The 24,745-nt window shown below is 40.4% G+C and carries 25 protein-coding genes; 22 read left to right on the forward strand and 3 right to left on the reverse strand.

The features are described 5' to 3' along the window. Positions 1 to 48: 48 nt before the first annotated feature. The 11 genes from acpP to EFT72_RS15750 all read left to right on the forward strand — a co-directional run bounded on the left by acpP (position 49) and on the right by EFT72_RS15750 (position 10,119). On the forward strand, positions 49 to 282 hold the full coding sequence (gene acpP / locus EFT72_RS15700; protein ID WP_124067863.1) for an acyl carrier protein: 234 nt from the start codon (positions 49 to 51) through the stop codon (positions 280 to 282). After that, a complete protein-coding gene (gene fabK / locus EFT72_RS15705; RefSeq protein ID WP_124067864.1) occupies positions 282 to 1,205 on the forward strand; it encodes an enoyl-[acyl-carrier-protein] reductase FabK in 924 nt (307 codons plus the stop codon). Before acpP ends, fabK begins: the two co-directional genes overlap by 1 nt. Positions 1,206 to 1,220: 15 nt before the next feature. Continuing rightward, the gene (gene fabD, locus EFT72_RS15710; protein ID WP_124067865.1) at positions 1,221 to 2,138 is read left to right on the forward strand and encodes an ACP S-malonyltransferase; all 918 of its coding nucleotides are present in this window, start codon (positions 1,221 to 1,223) and stop codon (positions 2,136 to 2,138) included. A 17-nt stretch (positions 2,139 to 2,155) separates the two neighbouring features. Next, positions 2,156 to 2,896, forward strand: coding sequence for a 3-oxoacyl-[acyl-carrier-protein] reductase (fabG, locus tag EFT72_RS15715; protein WP_124067866.1), 741 nt, complete (start codon positions 2,156 to 2,158; stop codon positions 2,894 to 2,896). 30 nt (positions 2,897 to 2,926) lie between these two features. Beyond that, positions 2,927 to 4,165: a beta-ketoacyl-ACP synthase II gene (gene fabF, locus EFT72_RS15720; protein ID WP_124067867.1), complete on the forward strand. Its 1,239-nt coding sequence runs from the start codon at positions 2,927 to 2,929 to the stop codon at positions 4,163 to 4,165. Positions 4,166 to 4,174: 9 nt separating this feature from the next. Then, complete coding sequence (gene accB, locus EFT72_RS15725) at positions 4,175 to 4,630, forward strand: acetyl-CoA carboxylase biotin carboxyl carrier protein (protein WP_124067868.1); 456 nt, start codon at positions 4,175 to 4,177, stop codon at positions 4,628 to 4,630. A gap of 60 nt (positions 4,631 to 4,690) precedes the next feature. Beyond that, entirely contained in the window at positions 4,691 to 5,116 is a 426-nt protein-coding gene (fabZ, locus tag EFT72_RS15730; protein ID WP_206426666.1) for a 3-hydroxyacyl-ACP dehydratase FabZ, read from the forward strand. A 10-nt stretch (positions 5,117 to 5,126) separates the two neighbouring features. Beyond that, positions 5,127 to 6,479 (forward strand): acetyl-CoA carboxylase biotin carboxylase subunit, encoded by a 1,353-nt coding sequence (locus EFT72_RS15735; RefSeq protein WP_124067869.1) that lies wholly within the window; start codon positions 5,127 to 5,129, stop codon positions 6,477 to 6,479. A gap of 21 nt (positions 6,480 to 6,500) precedes the next feature. Then, positions 6,501 to 8,225: an acetyl-CoA carboxylase carboxyltransferase subunit alpha gene (locus EFT72_RS15740; RefSeq protein WP_124067870.1), complete on the forward strand. Its 1,725-nt coding sequence runs from the start codon at positions 6,501 to 6,503 to the stop codon at positions 8,223 to 8,225. Beyond that, a complete protein-coding gene (locus EFT72_RS15745) occupies positions 8,225 to 9,340 on the forward strand; it encodes a nitronate monooxygenase family protein (protein ID WP_124067871.1) in 1,116 nt (371 codons plus the stop codon). The genes EFT72_RS15740 and EFT72_RS15745 overlap by 1 nt, the downstream gene beginning before the upstream one ends. A 161-nt stretch (positions 9,341 to 9,501) precedes the next feature. Further along, positions 9,502 to 10,119 carry a nucleoside recognition protein gene (locus tag EFT72_RS15750; RefSeq protein WP_124067872.1) on the forward strand — a complete coding sequence of 206 codons (618 nt, stop codon included), beginning with the start codon at positions 9,502 to 9,504 and terminating at the stop codon, positions 10,117 to 10,119. 95 nt (positions 10,120 to 10,214) lie between these two features. On the opposite strand, the gene EFT72_RS15755 is transcribed toward EFT72_RS15750, so the two are convergent. Then, positions 10,215 to 11,243: a right-handed parallel beta-helix repeat-containing protein gene (locus tag EFT72_RS15755; protein ID WP_124067873.1), complete on the reverse strand. Its 1,029-nt coding sequence runs from the start codon at positions 11,241 to 11,243 to the stop codon at positions 10,215 to 10,217. Positions 11,244 to 11,540: 297 nt separating this feature from the next. Continuing rightward, on the reverse strand, positions 11,541 to 11,789 hold the full coding sequence (locus EFT72_RS15760; RefSeq protein WP_124067874.1) for a TIGR03905 family TSCPD domain-containing protein: 249 nt from the start codon (positions 11,787 to 11,789) through the stop codon (positions 11,541 to 11,543). Positions 11,790 to 12,031: 242 nt separating this feature from the next. Between EFT72_RS15760 and EFT72_RS15765 the strand changes: the two genes are divergently transcribed. From EFT72_RS15765 to EFT72_RS15790, 6 genes are all read left to right on the forward strand, one after another. Continuing rightward, the gene (locus EFT72_RS15765) at positions 12,032 to 12,889 is read left to right on the forward strand and encodes an ABC transporter ATP-binding protein (protein ID WP_124067875.1); all 858 of its coding nucleotides are present in this window, start codon (positions 12,032 to 12,034) and stop codon (positions 12,887 to 12,889) included. Beyond that, positions 12,886 to 13,503 carry an ABC-2 transporter permease gene (locus tag EFT72_RS15770; RefSeq protein WP_164473188.1) on the forward strand — a complete coding sequence of 206 codons (618 nt, stop codon included), beginning with the start codon at positions 12,886 to 12,888 and terminating at the stop codon, positions 13,501 to 13,503. The genes EFT72_RS15765 and EFT72_RS15770 overlap by 4 nt, the downstream gene beginning before the upstream one ends. A gap of 114 nt (positions 13,504 to 13,617) precedes the next feature. Next, on the forward strand, positions 13,618 to 14,316 hold the full coding sequence (locus tag EFT72_RS15775; protein WP_124067877.1) for a 5'-methylthioadenosine/adenosylhomocysteine nucleosidase: 699 nt from the start codon (positions 13,618 to 13,620) through the stop codon (positions 14,314 to 14,316). 127 nt (positions 14,317 to 14,443) lie between these two features. Then, positions 14,444 to 15,364, forward strand: coding sequence for a hypothetical protein (locus EFT72_RS15780; protein WP_124067878.1), 921 nt, complete (start codon positions 14,444 to 14,446; stop codon positions 15,362 to 15,364). A 108-nt stretch (positions 15,365 to 15,472) separates the two neighbouring features. Then, entirely contained in the window at positions 15,473 to 16,822 is a 1,350-nt protein-coding gene (locus EFT72_RS15785) for a glucose-6-phosphate isomerase (RefSeq protein WP_124067879.1), read from the forward strand. A gap of 184 nt (positions 16,823 to 17,006) precedes the next feature. Further along, positions 17,007 to 17,774, forward strand: coding sequence for a DUF6612 family protein (locus tag EFT72_RS15790; RefSeq protein WP_124067880.1), 768 nt, complete (start codon positions 17,007 to 17,009; stop codon positions 17,772 to 17,774). Positions 17,775 to 17,843: 69 nt separating this feature from the next. Here EFT72_RS15790 and EFT72_RS15795 read toward each other — a convergent pair whose 3' ends face one another. After that, entirely contained in the window at positions 17,844 to 18,110 is a 267-nt protein-coding gene (locus tag EFT72_RS15795; protein ID WP_124067881.1) for a hypothetical protein, read from the reverse strand. A gap of 165 nt (positions 18,111 to 18,275) precedes the next feature. Between EFT72_RS15795 and EFT72_RS15800 the strand changes: the two genes are divergently transcribed. The 5 genes from EFT72_RS15800 to tkt all read left to right on the forward strand — a co-directional run bounded on the left by EFT72_RS15800 (position 18,276) and on the right by tkt (position 24,724). Next, complete coding sequence (locus EFT72_RS15800) at positions 18,276 to 19,367, forward strand: hypothetical protein (protein WP_124067882.1); 1,092 nt, start codon at positions 18,276 to 18,278, stop codon at positions 19,365 to 19,367. A 149-nt stretch (positions 19,368 to 19,516) separates the two neighbouring features. Beyond that, positions 19,517 to 20,116: a spore protease YyaC gene (gene yyaC / locus EFT72_RS15805; RefSeq protein WP_124067883.1), complete on the forward strand. Its 600-nt coding sequence runs from the start codon at positions 19,517 to 19,519 to the stop codon at positions 20,114 to 20,116. Positions 20,117 to 20,178: 62 nt separating this feature from the next. Then, on the forward strand, positions 20,179 to 21,402 hold the full coding sequence (locus tag EFT72_RS15810) for a LysM domain-containing protein (RefSeq protein ID WP_124067884.1): 1,224 nt from the start codon (positions 20,179 to 20,181) through the stop codon (positions 21,400 to 21,402). Between the two features lie 71 nt (positions 21,403 to 21,473). Next, the gene (locus EFT72_RS15815; RefSeq protein ID WP_124067885.1) at positions 21,474 to 22,748 is read left to right on the forward strand and encodes a DUF5711 family protein; all 1,275 of its coding nucleotides are present in this window, start codon (positions 21,474 to 21,476) and stop codon (positions 22,746 to 22,748) included. After that, positions 22,745 to 24,724: a transketolase gene (gene tkt / locus EFT72_RS15820; RefSeq protein ID WP_124067886.1), complete on the forward strand. Its 1,980-nt coding sequence runs from the start codon at positions 22,745 to 22,747 to the stop codon at positions 24,722 to 24,724. The genes EFT72_RS15815 and tkt overlap by 4 nt, the downstream gene beginning before the upstream one ends. Positions 24,725 to 24,745 lie beyond the last annotated feature (21 nt).

Raw genomic sequence — 24,745 nt, forward strand, 5'->3', positions numbered from 1 at the left:
TAATAGCATATAATATTAAATTAAAGAAGATGATAAGGAGATTAGAAAATGTTAGAAAAAATGAAAGAAATTATCGCAGAGCAGTTAAATGTAGGAGCTGAGACTATCACCGCAGAATCATCTTTTAAAGAGGATCTTGGAGCTGATTCTCTTGATTTATTTGAACTTGTTATGGCGTTGGAAGATGAGTATTCAGTTGAAATTCCATCTGAGGATCTTGAAAAAATAACAACAGTAAAAGCAGTTATGGACTATTTAAAAGCAAAGGGCGTGGAAGCGTAATGAAAACCAGAATTACGGATCTTTTGGGAGTGAAACATCCGATTATCCAGGGTGGAATGGCTTGGGTAGCGGAACATAATTTGGCGGCAGCCGTTTCCGAGGCCGGAGGTCTTGGACTGATTGGTGGTGCCAATGCACCCGGTGAAGTGGTTAGAGATGAGATTCGCAAGGCAAAAGCGTTGACCAATCAACCCATTGGTGTCAATGTAATGCTGTTAAGTCCCCATGCAGAAGAAGTAGCAAAGGTGATTGTGGAAGAGGGCATTAAAGTGGTTACCACTGGTGCCGGAAATCCGGAGAAATATATGGAAATGTGGAAAGCAGCAGGGATCAAGGTAATTCCTGTTGTGGCCTCAGTTGCGCTTGCTAAGAGAATGGAGCGATATGGTGCAGATGCCATTGTGGCAGAAGGGTGTGAATCGGGGGGACATATTGGAGAACAGACAACCATGACACTGGTTCCTCAAGTTGTAGATGCAGTAAGTATTCCAGTCATTGCAGCTGGTGGTATTGGCGATGGAAGAGGAATTGCAGCCACCTTCATGCTGGGGGCGGAAGCGGTTCAGATCGGAACTAGATTTGTTGTCTCCAAGGAATCGATTGTACATGATAATTACAAACAGAGGATTATGAAGGCAAAAGATATAGATTCTGCAGTCACAGGAAGAAACCATGGACATCCAGTGAGAAGTTTACGAAACCAGATGACCAGGGGCTATGTAAAGCTGGAACAAGAAGGGAAGTCCTTTGAAGAGCTGGAGTATTTGACCCTTGGCACGCTTCGGAAAGCGGTTTTAGAAGGTGATGTAATAAACGGCACGGTAATGGCCGGACAGATTGCAGGTATGGTGAGTAAAGAACAAACCTGTAAGGAAATGATAGAAGAGATGATGGAACAGGCTGAGAAACTTCTTGGCCGTTAAAGAGGAGTAAAGAGTATGAGCAAGATTGCATTTATTTTCCCAGGACAGGGTGCACAAACATGTGGAATGGGCCAGGATTTTTATGAACAAACAACCATTGGAAAAGAAATTTATGATATGGCATCCGATTTGCTTGGATTTTCCGTACCCGACCTTTGTTTTGTAAAAAACGATCAGTTGGATATTACGGAATATACGCAGGCGGCCATGGTGACAACGGGGATTGCCATGATGCGGGTAGTGGAAGAAAAAACTGGAATAAAACCGGATGTAACGGCAGGATTAAGTCTGGGAGAATATTGTGCACTCGCTGCCTCCGGTGTTATGGATGAGAAGGATGCTATTTTAACCGTAAGACAAAGAGGTATTTTTATGCAGGAAGCAGTACCAGCTGGCGAGGGTGCCATGTCTGCCATCCTTGCATTGGATGCATCTAAGATTGAAGAAATTCTTGACGAGATTGAAGATGTTTCAATCTCTAATTATAATTGTCCAGGACAGATCGTTATTTCAGGAAAAAAAGAGGCGGTGGAAGAAGCAAATATAAGGCTTTTAGAAGCTGGAGCCAAACGGGCCATCTTACTAAATGTCAGTGGACCATTTCACTCAAAACTTCTGACTGGAGCAGGGGAAAAACTGGGCGTAGTTTTGGAAGGGGTTAAGTTAAATCCACCAATCATTCCTTATGTTTCCAATGTAACCGCAACGTATGTATCCGATGAAAATGAGGTAAAGCCTCTTCTAAAAAAACAGGTATCCTCTTCCGTGCGTTGGCAGCAGAGTGTGGAAGCTATGCTGGCGGATGGAGTGGATACATTTATAGAAATCGGTCCTGGGAAGACTTTGGCTGGATTCATAAAGAAGATGAAAAGAGATGTAAGAGTCTTTAATATAGAGAAATTATCAGATATAGAAAAGCTATTCAGTTTATGACAGAGAAGGAGACCAATATGTTAGATGGTAAAATTGCTGTGGTAACCGGGGCAAGCAGAGGAATCGGGCGTGCCATTGCAAAGAAGCTGGCTTCTCTTGGAGCTATGGTTATCGTTAATTATAACGGCTCTGAGAAACAGGCGCTGGAAGTAGTAGATGAAATCATCGATAAGGGTGGGAATGCGAAAGCCGTTCAGTGTAATGTGACAGATTATGAAAGGGCCGGTACCTTTATTAGCGATATTGTGAAAAGTTACGGAAAACTGGATATTCTTGTAAACAATGCAGGAATTACAAGAGATAATCTACTTATGAAGATGTCAGAAGATGAGTTTGATGCGGTAATTCAAACCAACTTAAAAGGTGTTTTCAATTGTATGAAACATGTGTCAAGACAGATGATCAAGCAAAGAGGCGGAAGGATTATAAACATTTCTTCTGTATCAGGAATCCTTGGGAATGCAGGTCAGGCCAACTACTGTGCGGCGAAAGCAGGTGTGATCGGTTTAACCAAATCCTTTGCAAGAGAAGCCGCAAGTCGCCAAATTACAGTAAATGCAGTGGCTCCTGGATTTATTCAGACAGATATGACAGAAGTACTTTCTGACGCTGTAAAAGCTGCTTCTTTGGATCAAATTCCATTAAAACGGTTTGGTTCTGCAGATGAGGTAGCGGAAACAGTAGCGTTTCTGGCTTCGGAAGAAGCTGGTTACATCACAGGCCAGGTGATCAGTGTAGACGGTGGTATGGCAATGTAAGAACCCCCCTTGCGGAAAGGAGAAAATGGTATGAAGAGAAGAGTTGTAGTTACCGGTATGGGGGCAATTACCCCCATTGGAAATAATGTGGAAAGCTTTTGGAATGGATTAAAAGAAAAGAAGGTTGGAATTGGACCGATCACACAATTTGATCCAACAGAATATAAAGCAAAATTAGCGGCAGAGGTAAAGGAGTTTGATCCAAAGGAATATATGGATCCGAAGTCAGCTAAGCGTATGGAACGCTTCGTTCATTTTGCAGTTGCAGCGTCCAAAGAAGCACTTTTAATGTCAGGCATTGACATGGAAAAGGAAGATCCTTTTCGTGTGGGGGTCAGTGTGGGTTCCGGAATCGGAAGTCTGCAGGCCTTAGAGCGGGAACATAAAAAACTTCTGGAACGTGGACCAGGCAGAGTAAATCCCCTTTTGGTTCCTATGATGATATCGAATATGGCAGCAGGCAATGTGGCGATACAGTTCGGCTTAAAAGGAAAATCGATCAATGTGGTAACCGCCTGTGCCACCGGAACTCACTCCATAGGAGAAGCGTTCCGTTCCATCCAGTATGGGGAAGCGGATGCGATGGTAGCAGGAGGTGCAGAAGCTAGTATAACGCCAATCGGCGTGGCTGGGTTTACGGCACTTACGGCACTGACTACTTCCGATGACCCAATGCGTGCGTCCATTCCATTCGATAAGGATAGAAGTGGTTTTGTAATGGGGGAAGGAGCAGGTATCGTGGTTCTAGAAGAGCTAGAGCATGCTCGCTTGAGAAATGCAGTTATTTACGGGGAAATGGTTGGTTATGGATCAACCTGTGATGCGTTTCACATTACGTCACCGGCAGAGGACGGAAGTGGTGCGGCGAGGGCCATGGTAGAAGCGATAAAAGATGCTGGAATTACACCCAATGACATTGATTACGTGAATGCACATGGAACCAGTACCCATCACAATGATTTGTTTGAAACCATTGCAATTAAAGCTGCCTTGGGCGATCATGCATCAAATGTAAAAATAAATTCTACCAAATCCATGATCGGTCATCTACTCGGTGCGGCTGGTGGTGTGGAATTTATTACTTGCGTCAAATCCATAAAAGATGGATTTGTTCATGCCACAGCCGGACTTTTAGAAGAAGGGGAAGGTTGTGATTTAAATTACACTAAGGGCGAAGGAATCAACTGTAATGTTAATTATGCCATAAGCAATTCTCTTGGATTTGGCGGTCACAATGCCAGTATTGTGGTAAAAAAGTTTGAACAGTAGGAGGTTTTTATGGAAATAAATGATATGATCAGGCTGATGCAGGCGGTTACAGAGCATGACCTCACTAGCTTTAAACTAGAAGATGGTGATCTAAGACTTTCCATTAAAAAAGAAAAGCAGGTAACTGCAGTTATGGCAAGCGAGGAACACTCCTATCCAACAGTAAAACTTGAATCAGTAGAACAATTACAAGAAACATATAAAACAGAGCAAACGAATGAAATCGATTCAGATAAAGTAATCTCTTCCCCCTTGGTTGGGACATTTTATCACTCTTCGTCACCTGAAAGTGAAGCCTTTGTTAAGGTAGGAGATTCGGTTAAAAAGGGTCAAACACTTGGAATCATCGAAGCGATGAAGCTGATGAATGAGATTGAATCTGAATACGATGGCATAATTGAAGCGGTTCTGGTTGGAAATGAAGACGTGGTAGAGTACGGTCAGCCTCTGTTCCGTATCCATTAGACGAAAAAAATAAAGAGGGGTCCAGGATGGGACCTCTCTTTTGAACATAAGGAGAGTGAAATGATGTTAGGAATTAAAGAAATTCAAGAAATTATTCCACATAGACACCCATTTTTACTGGTGGACTGCATAGAAGAATTAGAGCCTGGGGTTAAGGCGATGGGCTACAAATGTGTTACATTTGATGAACCTTTTTTTCGGGGACATTTTCCAGAGGAACCGGTTATGCCTGGTGTTTTAATCCTTGAGGCATTGGCTCAGGTTGGCGCAATTGCTATATTAAGCCTAGAAGAAAACAAGGGAAAAATTGCTTATTTTGGTGGAATTGATAAGGCTAAATTCAGGAAGAAAGTAATTCCTGGGAATCGATTAAAATTGGAATGTGAAATCATTAAAAGAAAAGGTCCCGTTGGGGTAGGAACTGCGGTTGCGACGGTTGACGGAAAAGTAGCGGCCAGTGCACAACTGACGTTTATGATTGGATAGGTGGATGTCTATGTTTGATAAGATTTTAATAGCCAACCGCGGTGAAATAGCCGTGAGAATCATAAGAGCCTGCAGGGAAATGGGGATTAAGACTGTTGCGGTATACTCAGAAGCAGATAAAGACAGTCTCCATACACTGTTAGCAGACGAAGCGGTTTGCATCGGTCCAGCCTCTTCCACTCAAAGCTATTTAAATATGGAGCGGATTCTTACCGCAACAGTTGCCATGAAAGCAGATGCCATACATCCTGGTTTTGGATTTCTTTCGGAGAATGCCAGATTTGCAGACCTTTGCAAAAAATGTAACATCACATTCATCGGACCAGATGCTGATATTATAACCAAGATGGGGAATAAGTCAGAAGCTAGAAAAACCATGATAGAAGCAGGAGTTCCTGTGGTGCCGGGTGGAAAAGAAGCCGTACACCAGGTAGGTGAAGCAAAAGCCATGGCAGAAAAAATCGGATTTCCAGTGATGATTAAGGCTTCCTCTGGCGGCGGTGGCAAAGGGATGAGAATCTCAAGAGGCGTGGAGGATTTTGAAGGAAACTTTAAGAATGCTCAAATGGAATCGGTGAAAGGGTTTTCCGATGATACAATGTACATTGAAAAGTGCATTGAAAAACCAAGACACATTGAGATACAGATCCTAGGGGATCAGTATGGAAACGTGATTCATCTAGGCGAAAGAGACTGTTCCATTCAAAGACGTCACCAGAAGGTTCTAGAAGAATCCCCCTCAGCGGCAATCTCCGAAGAACTTCGTTCTCGAATGGGAGAAGTGGCTGTTTGTGCGGCAAAAGCAGTGGGATATGTAAATGCAGGTACGATTGAATTTTTACTGGATAAAGATAAAAACTTTTATTTTATGGAGATGAACACTCGCATCCAAGTAGAACATCCGGTAACAGAGATGGTAACTGGGTTGGATTTAATCAAAGAACAGATCCGAATTGCAGCTGGAGAACCTTTGGGAGTTTCCCAAAAGGATATCATCATTCGTGGTCATGCCATCGAGTGTCGGATTAATGCAGAAAATCCGGCAAAGAATTTTATGCCCTGCCCGGGAGTGATAAAAAACGTTCACGTACCTGGTGGAAATGGAATACGAATTGACACCCATATTTACAGTTCCTATCAGGTACCGGCAAACTATGATTCCATGTTAATGAAACTAATTGTTCATGGCAAAGATCGTAAGGAAGCCATTTCTAAAATGAGAAGTGCACTTGGGGAATTGATTATAGAGGGAATAGAAACCAATGTAGATTTTCAGTTTGATATACTAAGCCATGAGAGTTATCAAAATGGAGATGTGGATACAGATTTTATACCAAAATATTTTCCGGATTATGTTCGGTAAACAGGGAAAGGAGTAAATCACATGTTAAAAAGTATGTTCAAGAAAACCTACACCCTGATTGACAGCAAATACAACAATCCAGATAAAATAGACGAACCAAATATACCGGCAGGTCTATGGAAGAAATGTAACAAATGTGGTCAGCCCATTTATGCGGAAGATGTAAGATGTAATTATTATATATGTCCCAAATGTAAGGGGTATTTCCGGGTTCATGCATATCGTAGAATTGAGATGATTGCGGACGCAGGTACGTTCTTAGAATGGGATAAAGAAATAGAATTTAAAAATCCCCTGGATTTTCCTGGATATGAAAAGAAACTAACTGCCATTCGAGAAAAGACGGGACTGTCCGAAGCCATTGTCACAGGCATTTGCGAAATCAATGGACAAAAGGCTGTGATTGGTGTTTGTGATGCCAGGTTTATTATGAGCAGCATGGGATATGCAGTCGGAGAAAAGATTGCCAGGGCAGTGGAACGGGCTACGGAAGAAAAACTTCCAGTGGTTTTATATGCCTGTTCTGGCGGTGCCAGAATGCAGGAGGGAATTGTATCTTTGATGCAGATGGCCAAAACGTCTGCAGCTTTAAAACGTCACCATAAAGCTGGGCAGCTTTATGTCAGTGTACTCACAGATCCAACCACGGGCGGTGTTACGGCTAGCTTCGCAATGCTTGGAGATATAATTTTAGCAGAACCTGGGGCATTGATTGGGTTTGCAGGCCCCCGTGTTATAGAACAGACCATTGGACAAAAACTCCCAGAGGGATTTCAAAGAGCGGAATTTCTTTTGGAACACGGGTTTATTGACAAAATAGTTCCAAGACAAGAGATGAAAGAAGTCCTCTCTTCTATCTTAATGCTCCATACTTCCCACCCTTCTTTCAATGATTGTGTGGATAACTTGGAGAAATCCAAAGAAGAAGGTGGAAAAAAGAAGAGTTTTTGGCAGAGGAAAAACAAAAGAAGTCCTTGGGATACGGTCTTATTATCTAGAAATGCAAACCGTCCTGTGGCTTCGGATTATATTCAAGCATTATTTGATGATTTTATGGAATTTTCTGGAGATCGGTATTATAAAGAGGATGGTGCCATTATTGGTGGAATCGCATCTTTTCATGGTTTTCCTGTTACGGTAATCGGTCAGGAAAAAGGAAAGAATACCAAGGATAATATCAAACGGAATTTCGGGATGCCCTCTCCGGAAGGTTATCGGAAGGCACTTCGGTTAATGAAACAGGCAGAATGCTTTAAACGTCCAATTATCTGTTTTGTGGATACGCCGGGAGCATTTTGCGGTCTGGAAGCGGAAGAGAGAGGACAGGGAGAAGCCATTGCACGCAATTTGTTTGAAATGATTGATTTAACCGTTCCAGTCCTTTCGATTGTAATTGGAGAAGGCGGAAGCGGTGGCGCACTTGCGATGGCTGTGGGGAATGAAGTTTGGATGATGGAACATTCCATTTATTCCATTCTTTCTCCAGAAGGCTTTGCCTCTATTTTGTATAAAGACAGCAAAAAAGCAAACGATGCAGCGAAAGTTATGAAAATAACAGCGAAAGACTTAATGGATTTGGGACTGATTGAGCGAATTATTGGAGAAGAAGAGCCTGCCTGCGCAGAGAATCTTCCTGAGATTTCCAAAGAAATGTCTGGAGCCATAAAAGAATTTCTGGCAGCTTATCTTCCCATGACGGAAGAGGAACTTAAAAATCAAAGATATGATAGATTTAGGAGAATGTAATGGGAATATTAAAACCTTTGGTAATAGGCGATCTTGTGTCAAATCATCCGATCATCCAGGGCGGTATGGGGGTAGGAATTAGCCTATCCTCTTTAGCCGGTTCGGTAGCAAAGGAAGGTGGCATTGGTATTATTTCCACCGCCCAAATTGGATTTCGGGAACCTGATTTTAAAAAGAATCCTTTAGAAGCCAATCTGCGGGCAATTGGGGAAGAAATGAAAAAGGCCAGAGAGCTGGCCCCCGATGGGATCATTGGATTTAACATTATGGTTGCGACTAAAAATTATGCTAGTTATGTAAAAAAAGCAGTTAAAGCGGGAGCGGATTTAATTATATCCGGTGCCGGTCTTCCCATAGGTCTTCCAGAATATGTAGCAGAAGCTGCGGAAGAAGCAGGGATCAAACTAAAAACAAAGATTGCGCCCATCGTTTCAACGGTTAAATCTGCCATGGTAATCTGCAAGATGTGGGATCGTAAATATCATCAAGCGCCAGATCTTGTTGTCATCGAAGGACCGCTTGCTGGAGGGCATCTTGGGTTTAGCAGAGACCATCTTACTCAGCTAGGTGCGGATACGGAGAATGTAGATAAAACTTATAATCAGGTAGATTATGATGAGGAAATAAAAGGCATCATCCGGCTGGTAAAGGAGTATGGAGAGAAATATAATAAGGTAATTCCGGTTGTAACGGCAGGGGGAATCTATACCCATGAGGACGTGATGCACCAGCTAGACCTTGGTGCGGATGGGGTTCAGGTTGGAACCCGGTTTGTGACTACAGTCGAATGCGATGCACCAAAAGAATTTAAACAGGCCTATATTCAGGCGGAAAAAGAAGATGTAGTCATAACTAAAAGTCCGGTTGGAATGCCAGGGAGAGCGATTAAAAACTCTTTTTTGCAAAACGTTGCGAATACACCGTTTCAACTGGAGCATTGCTATGATTGTCTGGATAAATGCGACAAAAAAACCATCCCCTATTGTATTACCAAAGCACTGATTTCGTCGGCACAGGGAAAGACGGAAGAAGGTCTTGTCTTTTGTGGGAGTAACGCTTACCGGGCAGAACAGATGGAGACGGTAGCGGATGTAATAAAAGATTTGGTAGGATAAAACGGAATTATAAATGAAATCCCACAGCTGCGAGAGAAAACTTGCTGATGTGGGATATTTATATCCTCAACGAAGCGTACAAACGCTCCATTTAAAGATTGTTACATAACCTTGAAAAGATGGGAATAAGATAATGAAAAGAGCTTGAAAGGCAAAGGAAGATGTTAAATTATCTTTGGGCTTTTATGATTTTGGCTGGAGTCTTATGGGGTGCACTTCACGGGAACTTAAATGCGGTTACCGATGGAGTTCTGACTTCTGCGAAAGAATCGGTAATGCTTTGTATCACCATGCTTGGCATTATGTCTTTCTGGACAGGAATTATGGAAATCGGACAAAAATCAGGCCTGATTGAGCGAATGTCAGCAAAAATGGGACCTTTGTTACACTTTTTATTTCCCAAGATACCCAGAGAGCACAAATCATTAGAGTATATCTCCACGAATATTATCGCCAACATTTTAGGGCTGGGCTGGGCGGCTACTCCTGCCGGATTAAAAGCAATGGAATCATTAAAGGAGTTAGAGGAAGAGCGGAGAAAGACTTCGTCTGCTTCCTTAAAAAAAAGAAAGCCGGTACCAAAAGGAAGTGCCAATAATGAAATGTGTACGTTTCTAATCATTAATATATCTTCTCTGCAGCTAATTCCTGTCAATATAATTGCTTATAGAAGCCAGTACGGAAGCCCAAATCCTGCGGCAGTGGTTGGACCTGCACTCATAGCGACGTTGATTTCCACCCTGGTGGGAGTGGCATTTGCTAAGATGATGGATCGGTAATTGGGTGGGGTAATTGTGGCTGTAAGGTAAAAAAAAGGCATGCTGTAAACTGTTATAATCGTTTGCAGCATGCTTTTTTAATAAATCTTCAGATGTTATCTTGTCTGAAAGGAACAGCCAGATATGTTAGCTCCTACAATGACATCCTTATTCTTTCCCCCTTTGGAGATACAGCCCGTGAACGTATGTTTTCCGGAGGCTGGTGCTTTGGGAAAATAGAAGTTTACTCCGTTGTTGGTACCAGTACAGTTTTTCAGTGTGATGCTACCTCTGTTATTATTCTGATCGTATCCTCTTTTCCGGTTCCCAGTCGAAACACAGCCTTCTAAATAATGGTTGTCACTGGTAAAGTTTCCACCGACTTTAAAGCCCTGTCCATTGCCGTCCCCTTTGCCGTTATATGAGGCTTCACTGTTATAAATTCTTACTGCGTTGCCTGCGTCATAAAAATCAAACCCATCATCAGAGTTATGATATGCGTTACAATTCTCAAATTGGTTTCCAGGTCCGATTTTCAATTTGGCGGCAAACCCGTCGGCATTTTCACCGTTGGTTTTTTTATCAAAATTATAGGTTGAAGTTACTCGTATGACCCGGTTGTAAGAGGCACCGTTGCTCATCTGTAACCCAGTATCACCACATTTGGTAATAAAGCAATCCTGTATCCGGTTATAATTACCGCTGATATGGATTCCGTTATCTCCTGCGTTTTGAATTGTTAGACCGGAGATGATCCAGTAGTTACCTGTAATTTGGAACCCTCTCGAACTGTCTGCGTATGGCTGCTTGGAAAAATCCACAACAGGCTTATGTCCGCTGTAATTTAAGATTTTAATCGGAGAGTTACTGGTACCGTTTTTCTTCAACTTATAAGTGGAAGAAGATGAATAGGTACCATTCATTAAAAAGATTGTAGTTCCTGCATTGGCTTTGCTAAGTGCCTTGTCTAGAGTTTTAAATGGTCTGTCTTTTGATTGTCCGTGATTGGAATCATTTCCGTTTGTCGATACGTAATAATAGGTAGTTGCCGCATCGGCAGGTATCGGATGAAAACAGCAAAAGGCTGCAATCATAAAGCATGTGGCAATGATCCAATTGATACTTCTTACTCTTTCTTTTCTCATATTAACCCCTTTCTTTCTATCTAGATACCCAAACCGTGATTGGTCTAGGTTTACCAGCAAAGAAAAAACAAATTTACAGAACGCTAGAATTTTGGTACATTCCATATTGACTGCACTATTTGTAAATACATAGTAAAATAATTAATACAACTTGTCAATGTTTTTCAAGGTTATTTGAAATAAGTTAAAAACATGTAACTAAAATGAATGAAGAAAGGGGATTACAAATAAAAAACACGAGAACAAACTAGGATCAGTCTGTTTTCGTGTTTTTCATAATATTAGTAAGTAATTGCGTTAATCTACATTTTTTTGATATTCTCTTAAGGCCTGGGAAAGCTGATCGGGGCATGAAGATGGACGAAATCCACATTTGATTCCTTCCAGACGTGTGATTGCCTCATTCACATCCATTCCTTCAACCAGACGGGATACTCCCTGTGTGTTTCCGGAGCATCCGCCTACAAACTGAACGTTAGTTACTTTATTACCATCTACTTCAAATTTAATTTCTTTGGAACATACTCCATTTGTTTTAAAATTCATGCAAGATCCCTCCGTTTGTCAAGACTTCTAGTTAGGTTAGAAACTAGAAGAAATTATAACGAAAATAAAAGGCAGTGTCAATAGGGGGAGAGTGGCATTGACAATATATTTTGTTTGTGCTTTAATCTTTATATATTATTAATGACAAAGCATTAATAATAAAAACAATCAAAATTTAAAATAACATCATTAAGTAACAATGGATGATTTGTTCTGATCTTATCAGGATAGGAGAATGAAGTATGGAGCCAGTATTAAAAATCACGAATCTGCTAAAAAGGTATAATGATTTTAGTTTGTCAAATATTAATTTTGAAATCCGTCAGGGGAGCATTGTTGGTTTGGTAGGAGAAAATGGTGCAGGTAAAACAACCTTGCTAAGTCTGATCCTAAATCAAAGACGAAGAGAGGATGGACAAATAGAAATATTCGGAAAAGACAACATTGAGTATGAGAATGATATAAAACAAAATATTGGATTTTATAATGACGAATCTTTTTTTCATTCTTGCTTTACGGCTAAGAATATAAATAGTATTATGAAATCAATTTATAAAAAATGGAATAAAACAAAATATTTAGACTATTTAAAACAATTTAAAGTTCCATTGAATAAAAAAATAAAAGACATGTCGAAAGGGACGAAGAGCAAATTAATGATTGCAATTTCATTATCCTATTCTCCTTCTTTATTAATATTTGATGAAATAACTTCTGGTTTAGATCCTATTGTTCGGAATACAATTCTTCAAATCTTAAAAGATTATGTAAAGTCAAATTGTGCTACTGTTTTTTTCTCGACCCATATAACGAGTGACTTAGAGGATATAGCAGATGAGTTTCTTGTTTTACATGAAGGGAAAATAGCTTTTCGTAAATCAGTAGATGATTTACACAGGAACTATGTTATCTATGAGTGTGATCTACAGAATTATAACAGTTTACCTAAAAAAGGAATGGAAAGAATTTTAAAGTTTGATCACAAGTGTGTTTTATTGGTAAAGAGCGATTATGAAAAAAAAGAATTTTTTAGAGAGAAGAGAGTTCCATTGATTGATGATATTATGCATTTTTATATTGAAGGTGAGGCATGTTTATGATTGGATTATTAAAAAAAGATATGTTATTAATCGTAAAAAGTTTATCTCCCATTTATTTTATTGCAATTATGCCCCCTCTAATGGTATCCTTAAATAATCCTAATTATTCTATCTTTATAATTTTAACAGTATTCGATTTTTTAGTTGCGATGCAAATTCAGACCACCATGGAATGGGATGAAAGAACTCACTGGAAAAACACATTAATGTCTATGCCGATTCGTGCGGAAGCTGCAGCATTCAGTAAATATCTTTTAGCCTTTGTATTGGCATCCTTTGCTGGAGTCGTTCATGGGATCGTGTCCATAATTATTCTAAAAAAATTAAGTGCTTTTTATATTGTAATGGCCTTTGTTGTCATTATAATTTACAATGCTTTAATCATTCCCGTATCTTTTGCATTTGGTACAAACAAAAGCAAATATTTTTTAATCATCTTTGTTACAATCCCCACTTTCCTTGCATATCTATTTAAAAAATTAAATATCAATATAAGTAAATATTTAATGAGTTTCAAAACCGGGAGAATTTACATTTTTTCTTTTTGTGTATTAATCGTATTTGTTTGTGTATCAATTGCGGTGTCCATAAAGGCATTAAATAAGAAAGAATAATATAAAAGTGCATGGTTAAATTAGCAAGCTGAAAAAGTTCTTCCCTCAAGGTACACTTTCCGTTATAATTAAAAATAGTTATTTAAATAGAAAGAATCAACAAGGAGGAACGATATGTTAGGAATCATAGGAGCAATGGACGTTGAAGTTGCTGAAATAAAAAAAACAATGACAGACGTCAATGTAGAAACCATAGCAGCAATGGAGTTTTATAAAGGATTGTTAAGAGGAAAGGAAGCAGTCGTGGTTCGTTCCGGTATCGGAAAAGTGAATGCAGCCATTTGCACACAGATTTTGGTGGACCATTATCATGTGAATGCTGTGATCAATACAGGAATTGCAGGTTCTCTAAAAAATGAAATCAATATTGCGGACGTGGTTCTGTCCACCGATGTGGTACACCACGATATGGATGCCACTGGATTTGGATATCCGGTAGGACAGATTCCACAGATGAAAGAATTCTCCTTCCCGGCAGATGAATCGCTCCGTAATCTGGCATATGAATGCTGTAAAAAAGTGAATCCTGAGATTGAAGTATTTACAGGAAGAGTGGTATCAGGGGATCAGTTTATTTCCGATCAGGTTAAGAAAGACTGGATTTTTAAAACTTTTCAGGGCGCTTGTACGGAGATGGAAGGCGCAGCGATTGCACAAACCGCATACTTAAACCACATTCCGTTCCTTATTATTCGAGCTATTTCAGATAAGGCGGATAACAGTGCTGGTATGGACTATAGCGAGTTTGAGAAGCTGGCAGTAAAGCATTCGGTGAAGCTAATTCTAGCAATGGCAGAAGGGGATTCATATTAAGTTAAGAATCGAATTGTGTAACCATTTGACGAACGATTCTAGGCTCTCTCATCTTCCCAAAGACGGTCCGGGTGTTTATAATAGACCTATCACCCGGAGATGCCGGGAAGAAAGGGGAGCTATTATTATGCTGGAATTTTTACAGACAGGCAAAGCATTATACGTGCTGGCAGCTTTTTGCGGCATTGGTGTTATAACCAGATGGCTGACACGTAACCTCTACAAAAGATTGATAAAAGAATCGGACAACTTAACACTTACCAAAAACAAAAACCTTCGGTCGTTTAAACAGAAGACGGAGAATACTTATCAGATCAATCAGGGGATTCCCAAGGTAAAGCCTTATTTGGAAAGGCAGATGTATGATTTTAAATATATGGGAGTTACGCTTCACGGCTGGAATTTATTCTCCAGTCAAATGACACTGTGGTGTTTTTTAGGAGGAGGTGCGGCGGCCTTTGGGGCATATTGGTACCGGACGGATCCTTATTATATCGTATTATATGGTTCCGTAGGTATAATGGCAGGACTTTTCACCATATTGGTAGAACATGGGACAGGTGTAGCAGAAAAAAGGCAGCAGTTGTTTGCCGCACTTGACAACTATTTGGAAAATACGTTGATTTACCGGCTTGATCAGGAGAGAAAAGATTCTCATTTGATACGAGGTCCTCGTTTGGAGCCTCGGGAAAATATCCGGACCCTTTATTCTTCGAATTCCAGAAATGATACGGAGCATGAAACAAATGCCGATAAAAAGGCGGAACGTAGAAATGGAAGACTGAGAGCCAAAAATCGGTCACAACAATCTGTGATGGAGGAGTATAAGGAAGAACCAGAGCAAGTACCTATCCACAATGAAGTGGAGGAAATCCCAGAAAAGAAACGTTCCATTCGGGATACTGATTATCTAAAACATAGTCTAGAACAAATTGCAGTAAGTCGTGAAAAAGGGAGGGAAAACCGTCAGGGAGAAGATTGGCTTAAGGAATTAAATCCGGATGAATTAAAGCTTATTGGAGAAATTCTACAAGAATATTTGACGTAAGCGTTTGGATAGAATCAGAAAATAAAGTCGCATTTCAATGCGTTCTATGATATAATTTTCCTAAACAGGCAGAGAAGAACCTGAAAAAGGAAAAGGAGAATATGGGCAATGGGTAATTTAGTTTTTGATGATTCCAGGGTAACAGACTTTGTATCAGCAGAAGAGATGGATCATATGAAATCCACTGTGATGTGCGCCAAAGAAGTGTTGGAGAATAAATCTGGCGCAGGGAATGAGTTCCTTGGATGGATTGATCTTCCGGTGGATTATGAGAAAGAAGAGTTCCGGAGAATCAAGCTGGCAGCAGAGAAGATTCAAAAAGATTCAGAGGTATTGCTCGTTGTGGGAATTGGAGGTTCTTATCTTGGTGCAAGAGCAGCGATCGAATTTTTAACCCACAGCTTTTATAATGAATTACCAAAAGGGAAACGCAAAACTCCGGAGATTTACTTTGTTGGAAACAGCATTAGCAGCAAATACATCAGTGATCTAAAAGATGTGCTGGCTGGGAAAGATTTCTCCGTTAATATTATATCCAAATCCGGTACCACCACAGAACCGGCAATTGCTTTCCGTGTATTTAAGGACATGCTGGTAGAAAAGTATGGTCGGGATGAAGCAAATAAAAGAATTTATGCCACTACGGATCGGGCCAAAGGAGCGCTTAAAAACCTGGCGGATCAGGAAGGATACGAGTCCTTTGTGGTTCCAGATGACGTAGGCGGACGTTTTTCCGTGCTTACAGCCGTTGGTTTACTTCCAATTGCAGTATCCGGTGCTGATATTGATCAATTGATGTCTGGTGCAGCAGCGGCCAGAGAGGAAGCACAGAACGCACCTTATGAGACAAACGGTGCACTGCGTTACGCGGCGGTTCGCAATATCCTTTTAAGAAAAGGCAAGACAGTTGAGATGGTGGCAAATTATGAGCCGAGCCTTCACTATGTCTCAGAGTGGTGGAAGCAGCTCTTTGGAGAGAGTGAAGGAAAAGATCAGAGAGGAATCTTACCGGCTGCCGTAGATTTGACTACAGATCTCCACTCCATGGGACAGTATATTCAGGATGGTGCAAGAATTATGTTTGAAACCGTATTGAATTTAGAAGAGTCTTCTGCAGAGATTCTTTTAAAAGAAGAGAAAGAGGATACGGATGGAATGAATTATCTGGCTGGCAAAAGTGTTGATTTCGTAAACAAGAATGCCATGAACGGAACCATTCTAGCCCATACAGATGGGAATGTCCCCAATCTTATGGTTAAGATTCCAAAGCAAGACGAGTTCAGCTTAGGTCAGCTGTTTTATTTCTTTGAATACGCATGTGGAATCAGCGGTTATATTCTGGGAGTAAACCCCTTTAATCAGCCGGGGGTAGAAAGTTATAAGAAGAATATGTTTGCTCTTCTTGGAAAACCTGGATATGAGAAGGAAAGAGAAGTGCTTTTAGAACGATTAAAGTAAAATCATGCATGATACCGGTGTTCTGGTACAAACTAGTGAATAGTCTGTACTGGGATGCCGTTTTTTAATGGAATGGTGATGGTGCTTGTTTATATCATTAATGTTAAGAAAATTGTAATTTTTTATAATTTACTATCTATAGTATACTCTAATGTGTAACTGTAAATGTGTGAAGGAGGATATTATGAAAAAGTATATTATGATTTTAATGGCAGTGGTTACGGCTTTGTCTGTCACGGCATGCAAAGGACCAAAAGATCCAAAGTTGATTTATGACGATGCCTTGAAAAAAACATCGGAACTTTCTGATATTGAAGCAGATTCTCTTACAAATCTTACCATGTCTCAGGGAGAGGAAAAATCAGAGATTAAGATGGATTTGAAGTTGAAGATGACAGATGTAAATTCGGATGCGATGAAGTATTTAGCAGAGGGAACAACTTCCGTCATGGGACAGGATTTAGCCATTAGCATGTATTATGAGAATGGTTATTATTATACGGATACCATGGGACAGAAGATAAAGTATGCTATGGATATTGAGGAGTTGATGAAAAAGGTCAGACAATCCGTAGATGGTGGGAATATGGATTCTTCCTACATGTCGGACTTAAGTAATAAAAAAGATGGGGATAATTACGTATTTACCTATACGTTAGATGGAGATAAATTAAGCACATATGTGAACAACCTTATTTCACAACTTGGAACTGAAGTTGAGGGTATTTCTTATGATATTAAAGATGCCAGCGGGGAAGCGACCATTAATAAGGAGGGGTATTTTTCTAAGCAGAAGATGAAAATGACCATGGATATGACGGTGCAGGGAGAAACAATTTCCATGATAATTGATTCCGATATTAATTATGTAAATCCAGGTCAATCTCTGGAAATTACCGCTCCGAACCTTGATGGGTATACCGAGATTGATATGAATGCTGTAGGCCAGTAAGGAGAGACGTTTTTCATTATAAGAAAGACCGGTCTTAACGTTCTGTTAAAGGCTGGTCTTTCTTTCAATCTATTCTTCAATTACCTGAATCTCAAGAAAATCAAATTCCATTGACTCAATAAAATTATCCTGGTAAAAGCGTGCTTTGTCATGTCTTTTAAATTCTTTGATTGTGGCATCAAGCCAGATAGGCTTGCCAAGATCAAACTGATAGCAGATATCCTCTAAGGATTGAAAAACCATACTGGTTCTTGAAAGACTGTAATCGGAGATACAAATTACAGTATCTTTAAGGATTCGGTTGTCTTTTATTATTTTTGCCCACATACGAAACATAATTGATTTCCCTTCTGAAGTAATCGGATATCATATAGTTGCCTAATGGAACGATTATAGCATTATCTTTAGGAAATTGGCAAGGATGAAAATGCGATGAGATTGTAAAACAGAAAAAGTTATGGTAAAATTATCCTAGGAAAAACCGAAGGAGGAAGACAAAAGATGACACAGCCTATAACGGATCAGGTTGGTTTTCTTGGAGAGGCCTGCAGGGCAGTTCAGGAATTATCGGTTAGCAGGAGTTTGTTGGAAAAGTTTCGTCTGGAAGAAAAGAGTCTTTCAAAAGAACTAGAAACAGAAAGAAAGGCTGTGACCGATGCCATTAGCCTTACGGTAAAGAAACGAATGGAAGAGATCAGTGAAACGTATGACAGGGAGATTGCCAAGGAACAAGAACACCTAAAGAGGGTAAGGGCTCAGCGGGAAAAAGCAAAAAATCAAGGAATAAAAGAGCGAATTCAGGAGGAAACATCAGAACTGAAAAGTAAAAATAAGGACCTGCTTTTGGAGATGAAGAATTTTTTTAAACAGGAACAAGTGCCTGTTTTCTGCCGCTCTAATTGGTTTTATTCGCTTTATTTACCAAAAGGGTTTGGAGAATTTACGACCTTATTTGTGACTTTAATGCTTTGCTTTTTAGTAATTCCTTATGGGGTCTATTATCTGATTCCGAAACCTACGGTTTTGCACCTGGTCATGATTTATTTTGCTGCTATCTTATTTTTTGGTGGTATTTATATTTTGATTAACAATAAAACAAAGGTGAAACATCAAAGGGCATTGACAAAAGGGCGTATGATAAAAAATCAGGTGAAGGATAATAAGCGAATGATTCGCTTGATTGTTCGGTCCATTCGAAAGGATCGGAACGAAACTTTTTATAATTTGGAAAAGTATGATGATGAGATTGCTCAGGTTGAACATGACCTTGCTGATATAGGGGATCATAAGATGGAAGCATTAAATACATTTGACAAGGTAACCCGCACCATCATCTCAGATGAGATTGCAGATGCAAAGAAGGAAAAGATTATGCAGCTTGAGAACGAGTATGAGACTGCAGTGGAGAATAATAAGGAAGCACAAATCAGGGTAAAGGAACAGACTCTTTTTATCAATGATAACTACGCATCCTATATTGGGAAAGAATTTATGACTCCGGAAATTTTAGATAAGCTGGCGGATATTATACGAATGGGAAAAGCGGAAACAATTAGTCAAGCCAAAAATTTTTATAATAATCTGAGCGAATAATTAGAAAGTGCAGGAAGCGGGCATGCAATGCCCACTTCCTGCATTTTCTTGTTTGAGTGATAGAATTTTAAGGACGATGTGGTGAATAATTCCATAAATGCCGGCTTATAATAGAACAGAGAAAATAAGGACAGCAAGGGCAGGATATTATGAAATTATGGGAAAAAATTTCGATCCGGGGAAACCGGGACGTTTTTTATTATGATACCAAGCAATCCTTTCAGGAAGAAGAGTTTGCTACAAGATTATACGAAATGATTGGGTTAGAGGGAAGAAATGGAAAAACAGCAGGCGTACTTTTTTTATGCATTGGAACGGACCGTTCCACAGGAGACAGCCTTGGCCCCTTGATTGGGTACAAATTAAATGAGGAAGGATTGGAACATTTGGAGGTGATTGGAACCTTGGAACGTCCGGTCCATGCAATGAATTTAGAGACTTATCAAACGATATTAAAAATCAGATACCCGAATTATGTGGTAGTCGCTGTGGATGCTTCTGTGGGGAATATGGAGCACATCGGATACGTGACATTAGGAAGGGGGGCATTAAAACCAGGACTTGGTGTAAGCAAAGAATTGCGTGCGGTAGGGGATATTTTTATTACCGGAATTGTTGGTAGTTTGAGTAATTATGATCCGCTTATGCTTCAGAGCATTCGGCTGTCAATTGTTATGAGAATGGCAGACTGCATTAGCCGCAGTATTTGTCTTGTCGAAAAGTTATGGGATAACTCGTACTTTCTTTGACACGATTTGCAATTTTGGTATGCTATGATTCATTGGATTAATAAGAATAGCGGGGTGAGCCAATGGGTGAATTATACGATCCCTATCCGAAACTGCCGAAAAATATTCGACAGATTGGGGAACGGGATCAGATTGTAAAACTGTACGTGGAAGATTATGTAAATACGTATCTAAAACATCTGTATCCTTCGGGTGGACAACAGCTTCGTGTTGGTCTTTTGTTAGGTAATATCGAGATAAACGATGGAACGCCATATATTTTCATTGACGGAGCTTTGGAGATGGAGGAGGTAACAGAACCAGGAAAACGAGTGACATTTACTGAAGTCTCTTGGAAGAGAGCCTCTCAGAATATGGACCATAATTTTCCGAAGCGTTCTATCCAGGGTTGGTTTTTATGTGGCCGTCCTGGGGAGGATCTAAGTCCTCTTAATTACTGGAAACAGCATATTCAGTATTTTGGAGGACCCAACAAGCTGATGTATTTAAGCAATGGGACTGATGGGGATGAGGCGATTTACGTAACCTCAGAGGATGGATTTTATAAGCTCTTGGGCTATAGCATTTATTATGAACGAAATCAGATGATGCAGGACTACATGGTTCAGAGAAAAGATATAAAACGTATCGAAACCGATACAAATGATAAGGTAATTGAAGAATTCCGCAAGCGGATGGACGATCATAAGGAAGAAGCGACGGACAGGCATCAGACCACCGGGCTTCTCCGTGGCATGTGTATGGCCATGTCAATCGTCATATTAGCTGGCGGAATTGTTATGTTTAACAATTATGAAAAAATGAGGGATATGGAGAGTGTGATTGTTTCAGCCATTCCGGCAAAAGCAGAAAAAATCCTGATCGGACAAAAGAAAGAAAAACAAGATAGCAAGGAAAAAACAGGGGTGCTAATTGAGGAAGCAGAGGGTGAGGTTTCTCCTACCACTGCGGTAAATAAAGAGACAATGTCTGAAACCATTTCACAAGGAGATAATACAATTCAATCGGAAACAGAGGTACCGGATGTGAATGCGAACGCCTCCGATATCACCGAGGCAGCAAAGTCTGAGGATCCGGCAACTGAATCCCCGCAAGAGACGGTTAAAGAAACGGAAGCCGCGGCAGTGGGCAATCAGAAGGTTTATGTTGTTGAGGAAGGTGAGACGTTGTTTGGTATTTGTATAAAAGAATATCAGAATGCAAATATGTTAAAGGAAATATGTGAACTTAATGATTTGGAAGATGAAAATAAAATTGTTGCAGGTCAAAAATTAATTCTTCCATAGAAAAAAAGAATGCGTTTTTTCTCATTTTGAGGTATACTATCAATATATGGGCAATTTTGGGAGAAAACTGCATGAGTGATATGAACTCTATGAATAGAGAGATAAAAAAGAACCAGCTGCGGCGACAGATTGTTCCATCTTCCGAATCAAATCAGCAAGACAGCGAAGAAATCATAAAAAGAGCCCGCGTAAAGGTAAGAAAAAAAAGAATAAAGATTTTTCTGGTGTTGTTTTTAATACTTGCTGCCGGTGGGATTGGAGTGTATACCTATTTTACATATTATACTTATATCCGTTATGGCGTAGTATGGGACAAGAAGCTAGACCAAGGCAGTTACGTCGGTTATCTAGATTTTGGCACCAATGTATTAAAATACAGCAAAGACGGGGCCTCCTATCTGGATTCTCAGGGAAAGGAAGTCTGGATTCAGAGTTATGAGATGAAAACTCCAATTGCTTCTGTGAATGGGGATTATGCAGCCATTGCAGATCAGGAAGGGAATCAGATCTATATCTTTGATAAACATGGGAATACTGGAGTTGCCTCAACCGTACTGCCGGTTGTAAAAGTCACGGTATCTGCCCATGGGGTCGTTGCTGCCATACTAGAAGATTCCACCTCTAATTATATTTATTTTTTTAAGCGGGATGGGAGTGGCATTGATGTACAGATCAAGGCATTGCTTGGTGGGAGTTCTGGTTATCCAGTGGATGTCAGTTTATCTCCGGATGGAACTCAGCTGATGGGAGCTTATGCCTATTTAAAAAATGGTGCTTTGAATGGAAGAGTTGCATTTCATAATTTCGCAGAGATTGGAAAGAGCATACCAGACAGGCTTGTGGGGGGATTTGATGAACCTTATGAGGCATCTTTAGTTGCACAGGTTCATTTCTTTGATGATACGCATTCCTGTGCGTTTGGGGATAACGGAATCTCATTTTATTCCACCAAGAATGCACTCTCTCCGGAGCTTCTAAAGCAGATAAAAGTTGAAGATGAGATGAAAAGTGTGTTCTGTTCCAGTCAATATGCAGGTATTATAGTCAATCACCCAGAAGGTGAGAATCCATACCGTCTTGATGTTTACAAATCCAATGGAAGTTTGGCTTTTACAAAGGCATTTAAATATCCGTATAAGCAAGGTGATATTGACGGTGACCATGTAATTTTGTATAATGAAGATTCTTGCAGAGTCTATAACATGTCCGGCAGACTAAAATTTTCCGGAACATTTGATTTTCCGATTTCTAAGATCCGAAACGGCAGGTTTCCAAATACTTTGATCGTTACGGGTCCTCAAAATATGAAAGAAATAAAATTACAATTAGGAGGACAGTACCAATGAGCAATGTCGATACTTTGTCAATCAATGCAATTCGCATCCTTTCCGCAGATGCAATCCAGAAAGCCAACTCCGGTCATCCGGGACTTCCCTTAGGCTGCGCTTCAGCCGCATATGAGTTATGGGCGAACCATATGAACCATAATCCTGCAGATCCAGATTGGGCAAACCGGGATCGTTTTGTGTTATCCGGTGGTCATGGATCTATGCTCTTGTATTCTCTGCTTCACTTATTTGGTTATGGAGATTTATCCAAAGAGGATATTATGAACTTCCGTCAAAAGGACTCTATGACACCAGGTCATCCGGAATATAGACATACCGTCGGAGTGGAAGCAACCACAGGCCCTCTTGGTGCCGGTATGGGTATGGCTGTTGGTATGGCAATCGCAGAGAGCCATCTTGCTGCTGTTTTTAACAAGGAAGATTACCCAGTGGTGGATCATTATACTTATGTTCTGGGCGGAGATGGCTGTATGATGGAGGGGATTTCTTCCGAGTCCTTTTCTTTGGCCGGTACGCTTGGACTTGGAAAATTAATTGTATTTTATGATTCCAATCAGATCTCCATTGAAGGAAGCACAGAGATTGCATTTACTGAGGATGTACAAAAACGTATGGAAGCCTTCCATTTCCAGACCATAACGGTGGAGGATGGAAATGACATCACAGCCATAGGACGTGCTATTGAGGAAGCGAAAGCAGATACAGAGCATCCTTCCTTCATTACGATTAAAACACAGATCGGTTATGGCTGTCCTGCAAAACAGGGCAAAGCCAGTGCCCATGGAGAACCGTTGGGAGCCGATAATATTACTGCTTTAAAAGAGAATTTAGGCTGGCCATCCATGGAACCATTCTATGTTCCAGATGAAGTTTACAGCCACTATAAAAAGCTTGCAGAAGAAAAAGCAGAGATCGAAGCGGCATGGAAGGTTATGTTTGCTGCATACTGCCAGGAATATCCGGAGATGGAAACACTCTGGGCAGCTTATTATGATCCGGATGCAGGAGAGAATGCAATCAAAGCATGTGAAGATTTCTGGAAAAAGCCGGAAAAAGCGGATGCAACCAGAAACTTATCTGGTCAGGTATTAAACAGGATTAAGAACTGTATGCCAAACTTAATTGGTGGATCTGCGGATCTTGCTCCTTCAAATAAGACAAACATGTCTGAAGTAGGCGATTACAGTAAGAATAACCGAAGTGGAAGAAATATGCACTTTGGAGTTCGGGAACTTAGTATGACAGCCATTGGGAATGGTATGATGCTTCATGGTGGTCTTCGTACTTACATCGCTACTTTCTTTGTATTTAGTGATTATACAAAGCCAATGGCACGTTTGTCTGCACTGATGGGGGTACCGTTAACGTTCGTATTTACTCATGACAGCATTGGAGTCGGAGAAGATGGTCCAACCCATGAACCCATTGAACAGCTTGCTATGTTGCGGTCACTTCCAAACTTCCATGTGTTCCGCCCTTGTGACGAGATGGAGACAGAAGCAGCTTGGTATCATGCATTGACATCGAAAAGAACTCCAACAGCTCTCGTTCTTACCAGGCAGAATTTAACACCAATGCCAGGGAGCAGCAAAGAGGCATTAAAGGGCGCTTATGTCATTGATGACTGTGAAGGAACGCCTGAGATTATTTTAATTGCCAGTGGATCAGAAGTAGAGCTGTCAGTGAATGCAAAGAAGCTTCTTACCGATAAAAAGGTTCGTGTGGTTTCTATGCCTTGTATGGATCTATTTGAAGAACAGTCAGACGATTATAAGGAATCCGTACTGCCTAAGGCAGTCAGAAAGCGGGTAGCAGTGGAAGCACTGAGTGATTTCGGTTGGGGCAAATATGTGGGCCTTGACGGAGCCTATGTAACCATGAAGGGTTTTGGAGCCAGTGGTCCTGCCAATCAGTTATTTGAGCACTTTGGATTTACTCCAGAATGTGTGGCAGAGACAGCTAAATCTTTATAATCTCTTTGACTGACTGAATAC

The organism is Clostridium sp. E02 (assembly GCF_003833015.1).
Taxonomy (GTDB): domain Bacteria; phylum Bacillota; class Clostridia; order Lachnospirales; family Lachnospiraceae; genus Lacrimispora.